This window comes from Mesorhizobium sp. P2_A12, assembly GCF_056405075.1.
This window is the reverse complement of record NZ_JBFUCU010000002.1, coordinates 266,068-284,427: the sequence shown is the minus strand read 5'-3', so window position 1 is coordinate 284,427 and position 18,360 is coordinate 266,068. Positions and strand designations below refer to the sequence as shown.

Annotated in this window: 16 protein-coding genes; 6 read left to right on the top strand and 10 right to left on the bottom strand. The window is 62.6% G+C overall.

The window, feature by feature from the left end; genetic code table 11:
* Window positions 1-195 precede the first annotated feature (195 nt).
* From tauA to AC1DZU_RS06135, 5 genes are all read left to right on the top strand, one after another.
* Complete coding sequence (gene tauA, locus AC1DZU_RS06155) at window positions 196-1,203, top strand: taurine ABC transporter substrate-binding protein (RefSeq protein ID WP_477283267.1); 1,008 nt, start codon at window positions 196-198, stop codon at window positions 1,201-1,203.
* A gap of 67 nt (window positions 1,204-1,270) precedes the next feature.
* On the top strand, window positions 1,271-2,065 hold the full coding sequence (locus tag AC1DZU_RS06150; protein WP_263806790.1) for a taurine ABC transporter ATP-binding protein: 795 nt from the start codon (window positions 1,271-1,273) through the stop codon (window positions 2,063-2,065).
* Window positions 2,062-2,910: an ABC transporter permease subunit gene (locus tag AC1DZU_RS06145; RefSeq protein WP_263791458.1), complete on the top strand. Its 849-nt coding sequence runs from the start codon at window positions 2,062-2,064 to the stop codon at window positions 2,908-2,910. The genes AC1DZU_RS06150 and AC1DZU_RS06145 overlap by 4 nt, the downstream gene beginning before the upstream one ends.
* Window positions 2,911-2,954: 44 nt before the next feature.
* Window positions 2,955-4,106 (top strand): FMNH2-dependent alkanesulfonate monooxygenase, encoded by a 1,152-nt coding sequence (ssuD, locus tag AC1DZU_RS06140; protein ID WP_477282728.1) that lies wholly within the window; start codon window positions 2,955-2,957, stop codon window positions 4,104-4,106.
* 349 nt (window positions 4,107-4,455) lie between these two features.
* Entirely contained in the window at window positions 4,456-5,478 is a 1,023-nt protein-coding gene (locus AC1DZU_RS06135; RefSeq protein ID WP_477283266.1) for an aminopeptidase, read from the top strand.
* Window positions 5,479-5,709: 231 nt separating this feature from the next.
* Here the strand turns inward: AC1DZU_RS06135 and AC1DZU_RS06130 are convergent, their stop codons facing one another.
* The 10 genes from AC1DZU_RS06130 to AC1DZU_RS06085 form a co-directional block, all read right to left on the bottom strand.
* Complete coding sequence (locus tag AC1DZU_RS06130) at window positions 5,710-7,149, bottom strand: NAD(P)-dependent oxidoreductase (RefSeq protein WP_477282726.1); 1,440 nt, start codon at window positions 7,147-7,149, stop codon at window positions 5,710-5,712.
* Between the two features lie 58 nt (window positions 7,150-7,207).
* The gene (locus AC1DZU_RS06125) at window positions 7,208-8,473 is read right to left on the bottom strand and encodes an NAD(P)/FAD-dependent oxidoreductase (protein ID WP_477282724.1); all 1,266 of its coding nucleotides are present in this window, start codon (window positions 8,471-8,473) and stop codon (window positions 7,208-7,210) included.
* 22 nt (window positions 8,474-8,495) lie between these two features.
* Complete coding sequence (locus AC1DZU_RS06120) at window positions 8,496-9,278, bottom strand: HpcH/HpaI aldolase family protein (RefSeq protein WP_475452239.1); 783 nt, start codon at window positions 9,276-9,278, stop codon at window positions 8,496-8,498.
* A gap of 17 nt (window positions 9,279-9,295) precedes the next feature.
* Window positions 9,296-10,990 (bottom strand): GMC family oxidoreductase, encoded by a 1,695-nt coding sequence (locus AC1DZU_RS06115; protein WP_477282722.1) that lies wholly within the window; start codon window positions 10,988-10,990, stop codon window positions 9,296-9,298.
* Between the two features lie 14 nt (window positions 10,991-11,004).
* A complete protein-coding gene (locus AC1DZU_RS06110) occupies window positions 11,005-12,483 on the bottom strand; it encodes an aldehyde dehydrogenase family protein (protein ID WP_477282720.1) in 1,479 nt (492 codons plus the stop codon).
* Between the two features lie 85 nt (window positions 12,484-12,568).
* Window positions 12,569-13,426 carry an amino acid ABC transporter ATP-binding protein gene (locus AC1DZU_RS06105; protein WP_477282717.1) on the bottom strand — a complete coding sequence of 286 codons (858 nt, stop codon included), beginning with the start codon at window positions 13,424-13,426 and terminating at the stop codon, window positions 12,569-12,571.
* On the bottom strand, window positions 13,423-14,076 hold the full coding sequence (locus AC1DZU_RS06100; protein ID WP_477282715.1) for an amino acid ABC transporter permease: 654 nt from the start codon (window positions 14,074-14,076) through the stop codon (window positions 13,423-13,425). Before AC1DZU_RS06100 ends, AC1DZU_RS06105 begins: the two co-directional genes overlap by 4 nt.
* Before the next feature lie 74 nt (window positions 14,077-14,150).
* Window positions 14,151-14,993 carry a transporter substrate-binding domain-containing protein gene (locus AC1DZU_RS06095; protein ID WP_477282713.1) on the bottom strand — a complete coding sequence of 281 codons (843 nt, stop codon included), beginning with the start codon at window positions 14,991-14,993 and terminating at the stop codon, window positions 14,151-14,153.
* A gap of 28 nt (window positions 14,994-15,021) precedes the next feature.
* Window positions 15,022-16,014 (bottom strand): proline racemase family protein, encoded by a 993-nt coding sequence (locus AC1DZU_RS06090; protein WP_477282711.1) that lies wholly within the window; start codon window positions 16,012-16,014, stop codon window positions 15,022-15,024.
* A gap of 3 nt (window positions 16,015-16,017) precedes the next feature.
* Window positions 16,018-16,698 (bottom strand): GntR family transcriptional regulator, encoded by a 681-nt coding sequence (locus AC1DZU_RS06085; protein WP_477282709.1) that lies wholly within the window; start codon window positions 16,696-16,698, stop codon window positions 16,018-16,020.
* A 112-nt stretch (window positions 16,699-16,810) separates the two neighbouring features.
* On the opposite strand from AC1DZU_RS06085, the gene AC1DZU_RS06080 reads away from it, so the two are divergent.
* Window positions 16,811-18,241 carry an NAD-dependent succinate-semialdehyde dehydrogenase gene (locus tag AC1DZU_RS06080; RefSeq protein WP_477282707.1) on the top strand — a complete coding sequence of 477 codons (1,431 nt, stop codon included), beginning with the start codon at window positions 16,811-16,813 and terminating at the stop codon, window positions 18,239-18,241.
* Window positions 18,242-18,360: the final 119 nt, after the last annotated feature.

Here is an 18,360-nt window from a genome sequence, read left to right as displayed (position 1 = left end):
CTCGGGTCTGCGTGAGAATTATCCTTTGGGGCCGGTTCGCGTCGAAGCCGATTTTTTTATCGAGGATCGGCCTTTCGGAATATCATTCCTGTCTAAGTCTATAACATTAGTAGACTTTAATTCTCGGCCCCTCGATCAGGGCTGGCAATCGAAGCTGTGCCCTCTGTTCCAAAGGATTAAGATACCATGCATACCATGCGAAAACTGATTTCCGCTGCCCTTGTCGGGCTTGCCCTGGCGGCCAGCTCCGCCGCAGCGCTTGGAGCCGACAAGAAAGTCGTCATCGCCTACCAGACGGGTGCCAATCCATACAATCTCGGCATTGCCAATGGCGATCTTGCCAAGAAGACCGGCTGGAACATCGAATTCCGCCGTTTCAATTCAGGCGCCGACATCTTCGCCGCCATCGCATCCGGCGACGTCCAGATCGGCGATGTCGGATCGAGCCCGTTCGCCGCCGCCGTCAGCAGGGGCATCGACGTGAAGGCGTTCTACATCTCCTCGGTCTCTCGTGACGGCGAAGCCCTTGTGGTGCGGCCCGAGATCAAGTCGCCGGCCGACTTGCGGGGCAAGAAGCTCGCCGCAGCACCCGTCTCGACTGACCATTACCAGCTTCTCGCCGTACTCAAGCAGGAAGGTATCACGGAGAAGGAAACCCAGGTCATCGCCATTCCGCAGCCCGAAATCGTCGCTGCCTGGAAGCGCGGTGACATCGATGGCGCCTTCGTCTGGGATCCGGCACTCTCCGAACTCAAGAAGAACGGAAAGGTCCTGCTCACAGCCGGCCAGGTCGCCGATCGTGGCGCTCCGACCTTCAGCGCACTTGTCGTGACCGGTGAATTCGCCAAGGCCAATCCCGACTTCCTCGGCCAGTATGTCCGGCTGATCGATGGCTACACAACGTCATACCTGACCAACCCAGCTTCCTGGGGACCGGACTCCGAGAGCGCCAAGGCGATCGCCAAATTGCAGGGCGGCACGGCGGCCGAGAATTCGGAGCAGCTGAAGACGACGGTTGTTCCGCCGCTCGACGAGCAGGTTTCCGATAAATGGCTGGGCGGTGGTGACAAGAGCGCCGTCGCGAAAATCCTCAAGGACACTGCGGGCTTCCTGAAGGACCAGAAGAAGATCACCGCCATCAAGGACAGCTACGCCGCAGCCGCCGACCCACAATATGTGCAGGCTGCCAAGGCCTCCAACTAGACATCCCTGAACGACATTCGGTTCTGGCTGGCGGCAATCTCGCCAGCCAGAGTGCCTGGAGGCAACCATGCTTCGAATTCGCGACGCCAGCGTCACCTTTCCAGCTTCCGACGGCCAGGACGTTCACGCGCTCGATCACGTCTCGCTCGACATTGCACCTGATTCCATTGTCGTCGCCGTCGGTGCTTCCGGATGCGGCAAGTCGACATTGCTCAACGCGATCGCCGGCTTCCTGCCACTCACCGAGGGCACGATCACTCTGGATGGAAAGGAGATTGTCGCGCCCGGCGGCGATCGTGGTGTCGTCTTCCAGAAGGATACCTTGTTGCCCTGGGCCAATGTGCTGGAAAATGTTGCTCTCGGCCTGAAATACCGGGGCGTGCGGCGCAGCGAACGCCATGAGCGATCAAGGCGTCTGCTGGAACTGGTCGGGCTCGCCGATTTCGCCGAAAAGCCGCCCTATGAACTGTCCGGCGGCATGCGCCAGCGCGTCGGCATCGCGCGAGCCCTGGCCACCGATCCGAAGATCCTGCTGATGGATGAGCCGTTCGGCGCCCTGGACAGTCTGACGCGCGAGACAATGCAGCAGCTTCTGGCCTCGGTCTGGGCCAAGACCGGCAAGCAGATCCTGTTCATCACCCATTCCATCGAGGAAGCCCTCACGCTCGGCACGACCATCGTTGTGATGTCGCCCCGACCTGGCCGTATCGTTGCCCGGTTCGAGGCCGATTTCGTCCGCGAGTTTGCCAGGAGCGGCGACATCGGGCCGATCCAGTCCCACCCGCGTTTCATTGAACTGCGTCAGGAAATCCGCTCGCTGATCCACCAGCCGGAAGGCGCCCGCACAGGAACCTTGCAATGACGCTTGCCGCCAATTCCCCGACTTCGTTCCCACCTTCGACGACCCAGCGCAGGCCTTCCCTCCGGCCACGCCGATCCGCGTCGACAAGCACGCTCGGCATAAGCCTGGTCACGCTGGCTGCGCTGATCGCGTTGTGGTTCATCGCCGCGCGCTTTGGCTGGGCGTCGCCGCTGTTCCTGCCGTCGCCGGCCGAGGTGCTGACCCAGTTCAGTGCCGTCTGGGCCGACGGCTATGCCAACGGCACGCTTCTCGACCACACATTGGCAAGCCTGGGCCGTATCGCGGCGGCGCTCGGCGTCGGCATTTTCCTTGGCATTCCGCTCGGCCTGCTGATGGGCCTCAATCGCTGGGTCAAAGGCATCTTCAGCGTGCCGATCGATCTCTACTGGGGCTTGCCGCCGCTGGCCTACCTGCCGCTGCTGATCATCTGGCTGGGCATCGGCGAGACTTCCAAGATCGTGCTCCTGTCGCTGTCAACCTTTGCCCCAATCTGCTTTGCCGCACAGGCCGGTGTCCGGTCAGTGCCGGCTGAACGCATCAATGCCGCGCTGTCGCTCGGCGCCAGCCGACTGCAACTATTCACCAGCATCATCCTGCCGTCCGCGTTGCCGGAAATCATGACCGGCCTGAAGATTGCCATCGGTGCCGGATTGTCGACGCTGGTCGCGGCCGAGTTGATCGCGGCCCAGTCGGGCCTTGGCTACATGATCATGTCGGCCGCCAATTTCCTCGCCACCGACGTCGTCTTCGTCGGCCTCATCGTCATCGCCATCCTTGCCTTTGCCTTCACCAGCGGCATGCGCTGGCTGGAGCACCGCCTCATCCCCTGGAAGGGCAAGCTCTGAGGCTTACCTGCCCACCCATTCCACATCGCTGAAGGAACAATCCGATGCCCAGCAAGCCGCTCGACCTCTACTGGTACCTGCCGACGCATGGCGATGGACCGTATCTCGGCACCGACGAGCGGCACCGCCCGGCAACCTTCGGCTATCTCAAGGAGATCGCCCAGGCCGCCGACCGGCTGGGCTTCAAGGGCGTGCTGCTGCCCACCGGGACGCGGTGTGAGGATGCCTGGATCGTGGCGGCCGGGCTGATCCCGCTCACCGAACGGCTGAAGTTCCTCGTGGCGCTTCGGCCGGGCAGCGGAACACCGGCCCTGTTTGCCCGTCATGCCGCCACCCTGGACCGCATCTCCGGCGGCCGCGTCCTGCTCAATGTCGTCACCGGTGCAGATCCAGCCGACCTCGCCGGCGACGGCAACAAGCTCAGCCATGACGAGCGCTATGCGCAAACCGACGAGTTCCTGACCATCTGGCGGCGGATCCTTTCGGGTGAGCCGGCGGATTTCGAGGGCAAGTACCTTTCTGCCCACGGCACCGACATTTCCTTCCCGCCGGTTCAGCAACCCCATCCGCCAGTCTGGTTCGGAGGCTCTTCCGACGCCGGCATTGCAATCGCCGCCAAGCATGTGGACACCTATCTGAGCTGGGGCGAACCGGTGGACCAGCTCGCCGAGAAGATCGATCGCGTCAGGAAGGCGGCGGCAGCGCAGGGCCGCACGATGCGCTTTGGCCTTCGCATTCATCTGATCGTGCGCGAAACGGAGGATGAGGCCTGGGCTGCTGCTGACCGGCTGATCAGCCACGTCACCGACGACCTGATCGCCGAAGCCCAGAACGGATTTGTCCACATCTCGGAATCCGTTGGGCAGAAGCGAATGTCGGCACTTCATCAGGGCCGGCGCGACCGGCTGGTTGTCGGTCCGAATCTGTGGGCTGGACCTGGGCTGGTGCGTGGCGGCGCGGGAACGGCGCTGGTCGGCAATCCCGACAATGTTGCAGCGCGCATACGTGAGTATCAGGACATCGGCATCGAAACGATCATCGCGTCCGGCTACCCGCACCTGGAAGAGGCGTTCAACGTCGCCGAACTGCTTTTCCCCAAACTCGGGTTGAGTGGCGAAGCCGCACCCGTGGAGCGAAGCTGGGACGTCGAGTTCGGACGCGGTGTGCCTTCCAAGGTCGCAGCCTCCGCATCGTGACGTCCTGTCTGCTCCGCACTCGGAACAACCACACCTACTGGTGACATCGAAGGACTGAGATAGGGCCGGCAGCAGACCGGCAGCTTAGGGGAACGTGGCATCCCGGTGGACAGTCCGCGTCTTGCGGACTCCGTCCTGCGGTGGGACATTCGTCAATTCGTGGGCGAATGGCCTGCATTTGCCAAACCTGCCAAAGTCGAAATTTCGACCCGCCACCCCTTCCAGACCTTGACGAAAATTGGTGCGCCTGTTTGAGACCGGGGCAATGGGGACATTTGCTCCATGGGGAGAAGAGCAAGCGGTGGGCAAGCTGGTGAAGCGCGTTTTTCGATTGTTTGCCGCGGTGATCATGGCGTCCGGGGTGACCGGCTGCACAAGCATTTCCTACTACGCGCAGTCGTTGGAGGGTCATGTGCAGATCATGGCGGCGCGCGAAAATGTTGGAAAACTGATCCATGATCCTTCCACGCCCGAGGCATTGCGCGCCAAGCTGACGTCGGCGAGCGCCATTCGTCGGTTTGCCACAGATGAACTGGCACTGCCCGAAAACAACAGCTACCGCAGCTATGTTGACATCGGCAGGGACGCTGTAACCTGGGCCGTTTTTGCCGCGCCGCAATTCTCGCTGACGCCACGAACATGGTGCTTTCCTGTGTTCGGCTGCGTTCCGTACCGCGGTTACTTTGCTCGGAAATCCGCGACTGACAGCGCTGTCGAGCTTCATCGACAGGGGTTGGACGTCTATGTCACAGGCGTCACCGCCTATTCCACACTGGGCTGGTCCAGTGACCCGCTGCTAAGCACCATGCTTCGTCAGGACGACACGTATCTCGCAAGCCTTGTCTTTCATGAGCTGGCGCATCAGCGCATCTATGTGAATGACGACTCCGCATTCAATGAGGCTTTCGCGGTTGCCGTCGAAACCACCGGCGTTAGGAAATGGTTGCGCGCAGCTGGCGATCGCGCCGGATTGCGCCGCTACGAAGCCGATCGCAAGCGCCGTGCCGATTTTCTTGGACTGGTGTCGAAAACTCGGGACGAGTTAGGGCAGGTCTATGCAAGTCCCCGTACCCCGGAGCAGATGGCGGCTGCCAAGGCAGCGACGATCGACAAGCTGCGGACGCGCTACAGGCAAATGCGCGACAGGCGCTGGGCCGGATACCGGGGGTACGACGCGTGGTTCGATGCCCCGATCAACAACGCAAAGCTCGCCGCGACCGCTGTCTATGGCGAACAGGTTCCGACGTTTCTTCGCTTGTTCGATCTGTGTTCCGGCGACTATCCAAGGTTCTACGCTTCTGTTCGGCGGATCGCCGATTTGAACAAACCTTCCCGCGCCGAAGCGCTTAAGGCTGCGGCCACGTGTGATTGACTTGAACAAGCAGGGGCGCACGGTCTCTGGAATGTTCCGATGTCAGATTGGGGACCAAAAGGAGACGGTCCGATTTGGGAAGCTACGTCGCGAAAGTTGCCGTGTTCACGAACCTAGAAATGCTGGCATCCTTCGTATGTTCTCGTATGGTCTGGCGACCCGAAGAAGAGACCCGACTAGTGCAGACCAAAAAGCACTGCCCGCCGGCTCGCGCTCTCCGGGACCAATATTTTACTGATACGGCCCTTTGAGGTTCGATTTTTCAACTGCATGGCAAAGGCGATTTATCAGCCGAACAAGCTCTTCGCCTTGTTCAGCGACGATCTCGCCGCGCTCACTCAGACGCGCGTCTGCAAGAGCCCGCCACAATCGGGTTTGCCGCTCGCAGAGATCCGCGAGGTCGGAGCATTCCTGTCCATTCAATTGCAAAAGGTCGCGCGCTGTCACTGGTCCGATGCCCGAAGGCGTGGTTGCGCCCAGTGAAAGATACTCTGGCGGCACGGTGCCTTTGGCGTTCGTCACCGATTTTTGGCAGATGACGTCGAAGATCTGGTCGACGGCCTGCCTGGCGCCGGCGACGCGCGAAGGGTGATCCGTATCGGCCGCGGCATGCGGCAGAAGTTCAAGCTTGCCGCCATGCCTCTCGACAAGGTCGAGATAAGGTAGCATAGGCCCGGAGAGGCTGCCGGTCGACGCATCCCTGAACAGGTCGGCATCGATTGCAGCATGGCGCACAAGTCCTGATGACAGGGCGTCGTCAAGAGCCCGAACGTCGACAAGCTCACCGCGATCGTAGTTGACCAGCACCGCGCCCTTGTTCATGCGTGACAGGACATCCGCACCGATGAGCCCGGCATTGGCGTAGCGGCCGGTCTGCGCATCCTGCTTGCCCAGGCCGACATGGACGCTCAGCACATCGGCACCTTCAGCCGCGTCGGCGAGGTCCGCCGCGAAGGCAAAGCCCTCGGCTTCTACCCAGTCGCGGTGCCGTGGCCGGGCATGGATCACCACCCGCATGCCGAAGGCACGGGAGAGCTTGGCCACTTCCCTGCCGATATTGCCGTAGCCGATGATGGCGATCGTCTTGCCTTCGAGTTTTTCGGTCGAGAAATCACGCAGCTCCCTGCCGGTGTCGAAATCGCCGCGTGCCACCCGGTCGTGAAGCAAGCCGACCGGGAGATCCGGCAGCACTTTCAGGATCGCCTTCATCACCATCTGCGCCGTCGCGCGGCTGTTGATGCCGGGCGTGTTCATCAGCACCGCGCTGCCGCCTTCGCCGCTGCCGCCGCCCCAGGAGCGCGAGCCCATATTGCCGGTGCCGGCGCCGATCCGCACGCCGGCGAGCGCAAAGACGGTCTCGGCGGGAAGCAAGGTCGCAGCGGCGATGACGGCGTCATAGCGGCCGTCGCCGGCGGCTTCGATCAGCTGCTCGCGGGTGCTGAGGTCCGGCTGGTAGAAGAAATGCACCCGGCCCCGCTCGAGCCCCGTTTTGTCGCCAAGCGCGGACAGGTGGAAGCGGCCGCCTTTAGCTTCGATATGCGCACGCGCTTCGCTCGGGTCAGGCTTGCCGTCCGGTCCGAAGCGCAGGCCGACCAGATCGCAGATCAGCACGGCGTAGACGCTTTGCGGATCGATCGGCTCCACGGCCAGCGTATTGGTGTTTGCGGTCACGTCGTTTCCCCATGCAAGAACGGAAAGGCCTGCCGGTACAGCAGCGCGCTCTGAGTAATCAGAACCTATCCGCCCGGAAGGGGGTCAGATCGATCGCTGGCGGCAAACCGGCGGCAAGTTGCGACACGATCTTGCCGGTGACAGCCCCTCCGATCAGGCCCTGATGGCCGTGGCCGAAGGCGTAGATGACGTTCTTCGCCCGCGATGACCGGTCGATGACCGGAATGCTGTCGGGGGTTCCCGGCCGATGTCCCATCCAGCGCGTGACCTCGCCGACCTCCAGCTTCCTGAACATCGGCTTCGCTTGCTTCAGGAGAACATCTGCCCGGATCATGTTGGCGGGCGCCTTCAGCCCGGCGAATTCGACATTGCCGGCGATCCGCAGACCGTCCTCCATCGGCGAGGCGACGAACTTGCGGTCAGCGGAGATCGTCTGGATGCGCAGGCCGGTATCGGCACCCCTGACCATGATGTGGTAGCCACGCTCAGTTTCCAACGGAATGCGGTCGCCGAGCTTGCGGGCAAGATCGCCCGACCAGGCGCCGGCGCACAGCACCACGGTTTCGACCGGCATGCACTCGCCGCCTTCCAGCCTCAGCGCCGAGGGACCATTGGCCCCCATATCGTAGCCGAGCACTTTTGCCCTGATGAAGCGGGCGCCCTGACGTGCCGCATGTTCGGCGAGCTTGGCGACAAGACGGCCGGGGTTGGGGCACTGCCCTTGTTCGGGCAGATAGACCGCACTCTTGAAGATCGGCGCCAAGGCCGGTTCGAGCTGGCGGATTTCGTCGGCATCGAGAATGTCGACCTTGACGCCGTGCTCGCGGCGCAGCCCGAGGCCATAAGCCCCCTTCGACGGCCCGTCTGCCGTTTGATGGACGAAGAGCTGGCCGCGCTTCTGCAACAGATCCTCGCAGCCGGCGGCCTTGATCAGCGGCTCGTAGCATTCGAATGTGTAGCGGTGCAGTGAGCGCATCGCCGCCGATATTTGCTCGACACGCGGCTTGCGGCTGGCGGCTAGGAAGCGCAGCAGCCAGGGCAGTGCGTGCGGCAGATAGGCGAGCCGCACGATCAGCGGACCTTCCGGATCCATTAGCCATTTCGGCACGTTGCCAAGCACGCCGGGCATCGAGTTCGGGATGCAGGATCCCGGACAGATGCCGCCGGCATTGCCGAATGAGCATTGCTCTTCCGAACCCGGCAACGCCGGATCGACCACCTCAACGGCAAAACCCTGCTCAAGCAAATAGTTCGCGGTGCAGACGCCGATGATGCCGGCGCCGATGACCGTCACCTTGCCGCGCGGCGTGCCTGTCGATGTCATGGCGATCGATCCGTTGTGCCGATCAGGGCGCGATCGCGCTCGGCGTGCCGGCGCGGAAAGCAGGCAGCGACCGCGCCACCATCTGCTGCAGCATGCGGAAATCGGAGAGATAGGCCATGAAGCGATAGCCCATCTTGCGCATGTCGACGCCGTAGGCGACCGAACCGCAATGGATGCCCGGAATGACGCCGGCCTCCTTGCACTTCGCGGCAATGTATTCGATCGCCTCGTAGACCGCCGGATAGCGCGGATCGAAGCCAGGTGCCTCGCCCATGGTCACAGCAAGGTCCGACGGACCGACGAAAATGGCGTCGAGGTTCGGCGTCTTCAGTATGTCCTCCAGGTTCTTCACCGCCTGCTCGCTCTCGATCATCGCCATGGTGATGATGGTATCGTTGGCGTGCTGGAAATAGTCCGCGCCGGCATAGAGCGAGGCGCGCAGCGGGCCGACGCTGCGGCCGCCCTTGGGGAAATAGCGGCAGGCCTTGACGAAGGCGTCCGCTTCCTCCGCAGTGTTGACCATCGGGCAGATCACGCCATAGGCACCAGCATCGAGCACCTTGCCGATGATCGCGGGGTCGTTCCAGGGCACGCGCACCATCGGCGTCGTGTCCGTCGTCGAGATCGCCTGCAGCATCGGCACGGCGTCGACGTAGTCGGTCGCGCCATGCTGGAGGTCGACGGTCAGCGCGTCCCAGCCCTGCTGGGCCATCAACTCCGCCGAGATCGACGACGGAATGCCGAGCCAGCCCGTCACCACTTCGCCGCCGGCCGCCCAGATATCCTTCACCTTGTTCTTGCGCATAGAATTCAAATCCTTTGCTATTGTCGGGAATTCAAAATCAGGTCCGCCGCCTTTTCAGCGATGGCAATGGTGGTGATGTTGGTGTTGGCGGCGACGATCGTCGGCATGATCGAGGCATCGACGACGCGCAGGCCCTGCACGCCGCGCACCCGGCATTCGGCGTCGAGCACCGCCAGCGGATCGCTGTCGGCGCCCATCTTGCAGGTGCCGGAGACATGCCAGCCCGACCAGACGGATTGCTTGACCCAGTCGGCGATCAGCTCTTCATTGCCGAGCATCGCCTGGATGCGATCGGTGGTGCCGAACTTGCGCTTGAGCAAGGTCTCGCGGAAGAACGGCGCGTAGTCGAAGAGATAAGCCGCGGTCGCGGTCTTGATCCAGTTCGACGGCTTGCGGACGCTGAGTGCACGCGCCTCGTCGCTATAGCCGGCCAGGAACCAGGTGTTGACGTGCTGCTGGACGTCGGGCGACTGCATGATCTTGCAGATGCGCTTGAAGCCATCGACCAGGCGCATCAGGTCGCGACCGTCAGAGGCCATGTTCAGATCGACGATCGGCTCGTCGGTCTGGACTGCCGACTTCAAGGTGACGGTTCCGCGCGAATAGGATTTGTTGACGCAGACATTGAGCGCGCCCATTGCCTTGCCAAGCGGATGCCAGCCGGCGCGGTTGACCGGCATCAGCAGCATGTCGCCGGGATGGCAATCGGCGTAGTTGGAAGAATATCTGACGCCCAGAAAGATGTGACGTCGCTGACCGGGCTTCAGCCGCGCCGATTTCTTGAAATGCGCGCCGACGGCCAGATGCGGATGATCGGTCAGGTTCTCGCCGACGCCGGGACGGTCGGCGACCACTTCGATGCCCAGCCGCTTCAGTTGCGCCGCCGGCCCGATACCGGCACGCAGCAGGATGGCCGGCGAATGCAGCGCGCCGGCCGAAACGATGGTCTCGCCGGCACTGTGGACCTTTGTCAGGCCAGCGATCGTAACCTCGACACCGGTGACGCGCGTCCCCTTGGTCACCAGTCTCTCGACGAAGGCATGGGCGAAGATGTGGAGGTTCTTGCGGGCACGCACCTCGGCGTCGAGATAGCCGATCGCGGTCGAGACGCGGCGATCGTTCTCGTTCGACAGCGGCAGCGGGAACGAGCCGTCCTCGAAACTGCCATTGTAGTCCGGGCGGTAGGGGTATTCGCTTTCCGTCACCTTGAGGACGGACCTGGTGAAACCGGCCCAGTCCCGCGGAAAGATGCGGCGGATCGGAATCCTCCCGGTCTTGTTGTGAAGCTCGCCATCGAAATCGAGATCGCGCTCGAGCTTCTTGAGATAGGGCAGCATGCCGTCCCAACCCCAGCCGGGCAGACCGAGACCTTCCCATTCGTCATAGTCGTGCGGCATGCCGCGCACGGCGAACTGGCCGTTGATGCTGGAGCCGCCACCCATCACCCTGGCCTGTTCGAGCTTGGCCGTCTTGACCACCTGCGCGTTCTGCTTCGGCGAGCGGTTGAAGACGCGCAGTTCCGTCCAATGGTATTTCGGGTCGAAATAGGAAAGGCCGGGATAGCTGTCGGCGATGACCTCCGGGACGTCATCCGGCGGAGTGTCGGGTCCGGCCTCGAAAAGCGCGACTTGCATCGTGCCGTTTTCCGAGAGACGGCTGGCGAGCACGGCGCCCGCCGAGCCGCCGCCGACGATGATGTAATCGAATTGCATGTGCTTGCGCTCGCTCAAGCGTAGTTGGCCCAGATGGCCTTCTGGCGCAGGAACGCCTCGAAACCGGCACGGCCCATATCCTTGCCGAAGCCGGAGCCCTTGTAGCCGCCGGCCGGGTAGGTGAACTCCGGGCCGCGCCCGTGCTGGTTGATCCAGACCATGCCGGCCTCGATCGAATCCGCCGCCTTGAGCGCCTTCTTCAAATCCGTGGTGTGGACGCTGGCGGCAAGCCCGTAGACCGGATGCGCCGCCTGGGCGAGGCCTTCTTCCAGATCTGTGAAGCTGCGCACCGTCAGCACCGGACCAAAAAACTCGTCCCTGAAACCGATATTGTCGTCGTCGACGTTGCCCAGGATGGTCGGCGCGAAAAAACTGCCTTCGTTGCGGCCTTCCAGCACCGTGCCGCCAGTGACGACGGAGGCGCCCTGGCTCACCGTGGCGCGGACCATCGTATCGATGCGCTCGAGCTGCTTGCGGCTGATGATCGGCGCGAAGGTGGTTGTCTCGTCCCAGGTCGGTCCTGCCTTGATCGCCTTGGTCCGGGCGATGACGCGCTCGATCAGCTGGTCGGCGATCTTATCCTCGACGATCAGCCGCGAACCGGCCGTGCAGACCTGGCCGGCATTATCCATAAAGGCGGCCGCGACGCGCCCGGCCACCACGTCGATGTCACCGGCATCGGCCAGCACCAGCTGCGGGCTCTTGCCTCCGAGTTCGAGCGTGACGGGCTTGATGCCGGACTGGGCGGCCAGCGTCATGATTGCGGCACCGGTCTGCGTCGAGCCGGTGAAGGAGATTTTCAATATATCGGGATGGCGCACGATCGCCGCTCCCGTTGTGTGACCGTAACCGTTGACGACATTGAACAGGCCGGCCGGAATGCCGGCCTTGGTGGCAAGTTCCGCAAGCGCCAAGAGGCTGTGCGGGGTCAGTTCCGACGTCTTCATCACTACCGCATTGCCGGCGGCCAGCGCCGGGGCGAATTTCCAGGCCGCGGTGATCATCGGGAAGTTCCAGGGAACGATGGCGCCGACAATGCCGTAGGGTTCATGCTTGACGATGCTCAGCGCATTCGCCTCGGTCGCGGTGACCGTGCCTTCGATCTTGTCGCAGAACTCGGCGTAGTAGCGCACGACGCCGGCAGTGCGCACCGCGTCACGGACGATCGTCATCGAGATCAGCCGGCTCGACCCCATCGCCTCCAACTGTCCGAGATAGGTTGCGTTCTCCTCGATAAGCGCCGCGAACCGCATGAGGACGGCGGCGCGATCGCGCGGTGCGATCTTCGCCCAGCGGCTCTGCGCCATCGCCTTCTTCGCCGCATCGACGGCCTGTTGCACCGCCGCTTCGCCACCGTCGGTGATCAATCCCATGGGCTGGAGATCGGAGGGCCGGAGAACCTCAATTTCAGCGCCAGGCAAGTCAACATACTGCCCGCCGATATGATGGCCCCTGGGGATGGCGATTGTGGCCGGATCGAAACTCAGTGTCATTGATGTCTTCCTTTTGCGGCCATCTCGAAAGGGGGGCGCATTCGACGATGTCCACTTGACTGTTTTCGCGTGAAGCGGCGTGCCGTCAGCACGCCTCCTCGGCCTCACGCGCCTCGAGGAACGGGCGAAGCAGATCCGCCGATTCATGGAAGCGTCCGACGAATGTCTTCAGACGCGGATGTTCGGGATGCAGCAGCACCTTGGCCGGCGGCCCCTGCTCCGCCACCAGCCCCTGGTCGAGGAACACAACCCGATCGGCGACCTCGAAGGCAAAGCCCAGTTCATGGGTGACGATCACCATGGTCATGCCGCTCCTGGCCAGTTCGACCATTGCCTTCATGACTTCGCCGACCAGTTCGGGATCGAGCGCTGAGGTCGGCTCGTCGAACAGCATCACCTTCGGCTGCATGGCCATGGCTCTGGCGATCGCGACGCGCTGCTGCTGGCCGCCGGAAAGCTGGCGCGGATATTTTTCGACGTGCTGCGCCAGCCCCATGACATCGAGAAGCTTCAGTGCCGTTTGACGCGCCTGCTCCTTCGGCTCCTTCTTGACGATGACCGGACCTTCCATGACGTTTTCGAGCGCCGTCATGTGCGGAAACAGATTGAACTGCTGGAAGACCATGCCGGTCTTGGAGCGGATGCGGTTGACCTCCTGGGCCGGTATCTGGGCGCCCTTGCCGTCGGCCTGCCTATCGAACAGCGTCTCGTCATCGATGACGATGCTGCCGCTGGTCGGCACGTTGAGCAGGTTGATGCAGCGCAGCAGCGAGGTCTTGCCCGATCCGCTGGCGCCGATCAGCACGACCACCTCGCCTTCGACGACCGAGAGATCAATGCCGTTCAGCACACGCTTGTCGCCGAACTTGAGGCAGATGCCGTCCAGCCGCAGGACAGGCTTGTCATCCTTGTCCGTCACGGCGCTTGGTTCACTTAGGCTCATTTGAGGCTCCCGCTCTTTTCGAGTTTCCGGGACAGCAGCGTCAGCGGGATCAGGATGATCAGGAAGATGACGCCGACTGCGGTGTAAACTTCCATCGGCCGATAGGTGAAGCTGCTGATATAGCTGGCCTGATAGAGAAGATCCGGAACCGTTATCATCGACAGCAGCGTGGTGTTCTTCATCTGGATGATCGACTGACCGGCGAGCGGCGGGATCATCTTGCGGAAGGCCTGCGGCAGGATGATCCGGCGCATGCGCTGGCCATAGGACATTCCGATGGCGGTCGCCGCATCCGTCTGGCCAGGATCGACCGACTGGACGCCGGCGCGCAGGATTTCAGCGTAGAAAGAGCCGACATAGCAACTGAGCCCGATGAAGCCGGCCCAGAATTTCGTGACATTGATGCCGGCGAAGATCGGGAATGCGTAATAGACCCACAGAAGCGTGACGAGCAGCGGAATGTTGCGGAAGAACTCGACATAGACCTGGCCGAGAACGACCAGCGGCTTGAACGTGCTCAGCTGGATAAGCCCGATGAACAGGCCGATCAGCATGCCGGCACCAATCGTGATGACGGTGAAGTAGAGCGTCATCAGCAGGCCCTGCCAGAGCAGCCCGATATTGTTGGTTATGACTGTATAGTCGAACATGGCGTCCTCACTGGTTCGATGCACGTCCAGTGGTTGCCTGACCGCCGCACCAGGCGGCGGTCAGGCTGTTGCGATCAGAAGGAGAACCCTGCCGGAAGGATCGACAGGTCGATGCCGCGGGCTTCCCACGAGCGGGCAAGCTTGCCCTGGGCGAGGCCGAGCGAACGCTCCTGCAGGATCCAGTTGGTCAGGAAGTTGATGAAGCCGGCATTGCCGGGCTTGCGGGCGACGGCCAGCGTTGCCGGATTGCGCAGGATCGGCTCCGGCAACGAGACGTTGCCTATCTTCTGGTTGGTGATCTGCAGCGCATCGAAAATGGAAAGCACGACGCCATCGGCGCGGCCGGCCTGCAGTTCCATCAGCGCCAGACCACGATCTTCCACAGGCGTGATCTTGGCCTTCGGCAGCAGGGCTTCGGCGACGACCTGCATGGTGCTGCCCTTCTGCACGACGACGGTCTTGTCCGGCGAGTTGAGTTCGGCCCAGGTCTTGACCGGCTTGCCGGGAGGCGTCAGCACGGCCCAGGCGTCGGTGAACAGCGGCTCCCATAGATAGTCGACGACAAGGCCGCGCTTCGGGTTCGGATTGACGCCGATGGCGATGTCGATTTTGTTGGCCTGGAAGTCGGCTGCGAGATTGCCCCAGGTCGTCTCGACAGGCTCGAGCTTGACGCCGAGCTGGGTCGCGATCTCGCCCAGGAATTCGTAGTAGAATCCGCTCCACTGGCCTGTGGCCGGGTCCTTGATATAGCCGGGCTCCTCGCCGGTCATCACCGGAACCTTGAGCACGCCACTGGCGCGGATCTGGTCGATGACGGCGGACGGACTGTCGTCGGCGGAAGCGGCGATTGGCGCGGTGAGCAGGCCAAGACCAATGGTCAAAGCAGCCATGAACGTACGCATTACTGTGAATTTCATGTCATTCCCCTTTCTGAGTTATTTGTGCTTAGCGGGCTAGAAATCCCTTCGAGAGGGGGTCGCCCTTCTCGAAGTAGATGGTCTGGGTCGAGGTGATGAAGGCCGAGCCCTCGATCTCGATGATCATCGCCTCGCGGCCTTGCTCCTCGACGCGCCTTTGCAGGCGCGCCTCGAACGGAATGCCGAAGATACTCTTGGCGTGATAAGTCTGGTCGGGGCTGATCAGCCCCTTCCCGAGCAGATAGGTCAGGCGCGCCGACGTCCCGGTGCCGCAAGGCGAGCGGTCGAACTTGTTGGATTCCAGGACAAGAAAATGCGTCGCCGACGTCTCGCTGTCGGCGTCGTGAAACAGCACGCTCGGCGCGGCCGCGCCCGCCAGCATCGGCAGGTCCTTCGTCGCCGCCTTGATCGCGTCCTTGATCCTGGCGCCGGCCTGCATCAAGACCGATGCATTGTCCGGGATCAGCTTGAAGCCGAGCGGCGCGGCGTCCACCAGCGCGTACCACATGCCGGCATAGACGATCGCGGCATCGACCTTGCCGATGCCTTCGACGGCAACGCTCAAGCGCTCCAGCCCGACATAGCTCGGTACATTAGCTATCCGCACGCGGTCCAGCGAGCCGTCGTCACTCCAGATCAGATGAACGGTCACGATGCCCGCCGGCGTTTCCAGCGTGAAGCTGTCGCCCGTTTCGACAGAGATCTGGCCTGTGAAGGCCAGCGTCCTGGCAAGGCCGATCGTGCCGTGGCCGCACATATCGAGATAGACATAGGACGAGATGAAGAACGCGCCATAGTCGGCGACATCGGAGGCTACCGGCACGAGACCGACCATGGCCGCATGGCCGCGCGGTTCGTGCAGCAGCGCCGGGCGAAGATGGTCGAAGCGCTGGCGAAAATGGTCCCGCTTCTCGCGCACGCTCGAACCGGAGAGTTTCGGAACGCCGCTCAGGATGACGCGCGTCGGGTGGCCGGCGGTGTGGGAATCGATGACGCTGAACGCTGACGAGAAGCTTGACACGAGCTAGCCCTCTCCGAAGGCGTCGCGAATGCCGGCCCGCATGCTTTGCCAGATTTCCCGGATGAGGTTCTCGGTCATCGCCTTGGCGCTTTCGCCATCGCCGGCGGTGATCGCATCATAGATGCGGGCCGTGTCGTCGAGCGACAGCTGGATGATCTTCGGATCCTGCTCGTAGGCGTGATAGCGATAGCGCAACGCCTGCTTTTCCAGCCCGCCGAGCAGGCGCGTCAGCGTCTTGTTGCCGGCAAGGTCGTAGGTCAGAAATGACCCGCGCACGTCGACGATGAAGAACTGCCGGGCGTCGCTTCTGGACTGCGCCTCCTTCAGCTCGGACAGCAGGAGCTTGAACTCGGCTTTTTTCGCGATGTCGACGGATTCGGCGGCCTGCTTGGCAACCAGTCCTTCCAACTCGATGCGGCACATATAAACCTCATCGAAGTCTCGCTGCGACATCGGCGAGACCCAGATGCCGCGCCTGGCCTCGCGCGTCACCAGACCATCGCGCTCCAGCAGCCGCAACGCCTCACGCACCGGTGACCGGCTGACGCCGTACCGTTCGGCGACCGTTTCCTCGGTCAAGCGCTCCCGAGATTTGATGCGGCCGAAGATGATCTCTTCCTCGAGCATCTCGGCGAGATTCTCGGGGATGGCGACCGACAATTTTTGGATGCGCGCTAAAATCATGTCGACACCATACTGTATACAATGTACAGGTCAAGCCATCGCGGAAACTTTCTTGTTACGTGCAATCTGCCGGCGGCTTTCCGCGCGCTGCCGGGCCGGAAAGGGCCAGGACATGTATTCAGAGACGATCGAGCTGCTGATTGACGGGGTGTGGAGCCAAGGGTCGGACGGCAAGTCCGAGCCATTGATCAATCCTGCCACCGAGGAGGTGCTGGCAACGGTGCCGCATGCCACGGAGGCCGATCTCGACCGTGCTCTTGCCGCCTCGCTCAAAGGCTTCAAGCTGTGGAAGACGATGACCGCGATGCAGCGCTGGGCGATCATGGACAAGGCCGCCGACCTGATCGAGCAGCGCAAGGACACGATCGCCCGTATCCTGACGATGGAGAACGGCAAGGCGCTGGCCGAGGCCACCGGCGAGGTGCAGTTCGCCGCGGACGCGACCCGCTGGTATGCCGAGGAAGGCAAGCGTGCCTATGGCCGCATCGTCCCTGCCCGGCTGCCCGGCGTGCGGCAGATGGTGTTCAAGGAACCGGTCGGCCCGGTCGTCGCCTTCGCCGCCTGGAACTTTCCGGCCAGCAATGTCATCCGCAAGATCTCCGGCGCGCTCGGCGCTGGCTGCTCGATCATCCTGAAGCCGGCGGAGGAAACGCCGGGAACCGCGGTCGCCATCGCCCGCTGCTTCCAGGACGCCGGACTGCCGGCTGGCGTACTCAACATCGTGTTCGGCGAGCCGGCCAAGGTTTCATCCTATCTGATCGCCTCGCCGATCCCGAAGAAGGTCTCGCTAACCGGCTCGACGGCGGTCGGAAAGCTGCTCCAGAAGCAGGCGGCGGACACGCTGAAGCGCTGCACCATGGAGCTGGGCGGCCACGCCCCCGTCATCGTTTATGAGGACGCCGATCTCGACAAGACGCTCGATACGGTCGTCGCCTTCAAGTTCCGCAATGCCGGCCAGGTTTGCACCTCGCCGACCCGCTTTTACGTGCATGAGGCTGTCTATGACCGCTTCATCGACGGCTTCGCCTCACGCGCCGAAAAGCTCAAGATCGGCGACGGCCTCGACGCAAACGTGCAGATGGGCCCGATGATCGCGCCGCGACGGCTCGACGCCATGGACGGTTTCGTCAGCGATGCAACGGCGAAAGGCGCGAGCGTCGTCACCGGTGGCAAGCGGATCGGCAACAAGGGCTATTTCTACGCGCCGACATTGCTGAAGGACGTGCCGGATACGGCGCGCATCATGGCGGAGGAGCCGTTCGGGCCGATCGCGCCGACCACCACCTTCTCAACCTTCGACGACATGATCGAGCGGGCAAATTCGCTACCTTACGGCCTGGCCTCCTTCGTCTTCACACGCAATCTCAGCCTCGCGCAGAAAACCGAGGTGGCGCTGGAGGCCGGCATGGTCGGCGTCAACCACATGATGGTGTCGACGCCGGAAACACCATTCGGCGGCGTCAACGAATCCGGCTACGGCTCGGAGAGCGGCATCGAAGGCCTCGATGCCTATCTGCGGACGAAGTTCGTAACCGAGATGTAGAGCGCGGCAATCGATGGCAGCCCTCGGGAGCCCACTATAAATCAATAAAATCAATGCCACGGGCGAAGGTTCGCCAGCCATGACTTGGCCAACCCAACCAATGTATACCACTAAATCAT

Coding starts and splice junctions, on each gene's coding strand:
- tauA (WP_477283267.1), top strand. CDS start 196: ATGCGAAAACTGATTTCCGCTGCCCTTGTCGGGCTTGCCCTGGCGGCC.
- AC1DZU_RS06150 (WP_263806790.1), top strand. CDS start 1,271: ATGCTTCGAATTCGCGACGCCAGCGTCACCTTTCCAGCTTCCGACGGC.
- AC1DZU_RS06145 (WP_263791458.1), top strand. CDS start 2,062: ATGACGCTTGCCGCCAATTCCCCGACTTCGTTCCCACCTTCGACGACC.
- ssuD (WP_477282728.1), top strand. CDS start 2,955: ATGCCCAGCAAGCCGCTCGACCTCTACTGGTACCTGCCGACGCATGGC.
- AC1DZU_RS06135 (WP_477283266.1), top strand. CDS start 4,456: ATGGCGTCCGGGGTGACCGGCTGCACAAGCATTTCCTACTACGCGCAG.
- AC1DZU_RS06125 (WP_477282724.1), bottom strand. CDS start 8,473: ATGACATCGACAGGCACGCCGCGCGGCAAGGTGACGGTCATCGGCGCC.
- AC1DZU_RS06120 (WP_475452239.1), bottom strand. CDS start 9,278: ATGCGCAAGAACAAGGTGAAGGATATCTGGGCGGCCGGCGGCGAAGTG.
- AC1DZU_RS06115 (WP_477282722.1), bottom strand. CDS start 10,990: ATGCAATTCGATTACATCATCGTCGGCGGCGGCTCGGCGGGCGCCGTG.
- AC1DZU_RS06110 (WP_477282720.1), bottom strand. CDS start 12,483: ATGACACTGAGTTTCGATCCGGCCACAATCGCCATCCCCAGGGGCCAT.
- AC1DZU_RS06105 (WP_477282717.1), bottom strand. CDS start 13,426: ATGAGCCTAAGTGAACCAAGCGCCGTGACGGACAAGGATGACAAGCCT.
- AC1DZU_RS06100 (WP_477282715.1), bottom strand. CDS start 14,076: ATGTTCGACTATACAGTCATAACCAACAATATCGGGCTGCTCTGGCAG.
- AC1DZU_RS06095 (WP_477282713.1), bottom strand. CDS start 14,993: ATGAAATTCACAGTAATGCGTACGTTCATGGCTGCTTTGACCATTGGT.
- AC1DZU_RS06085 (WP_477282709.1), bottom strand. CDS start 16,698: ATGATTTTAGCGCGCATCCAAAAATTGTCGGTCGCCATCCCCGAGAAT.
- AC1DZU_RS06080 (WP_477282707.1), top strand. CDS start 16,811: ATGTATTCAGAGACGATCGAGCTGCTGATTGACGGGGTGTGGAGCCAA.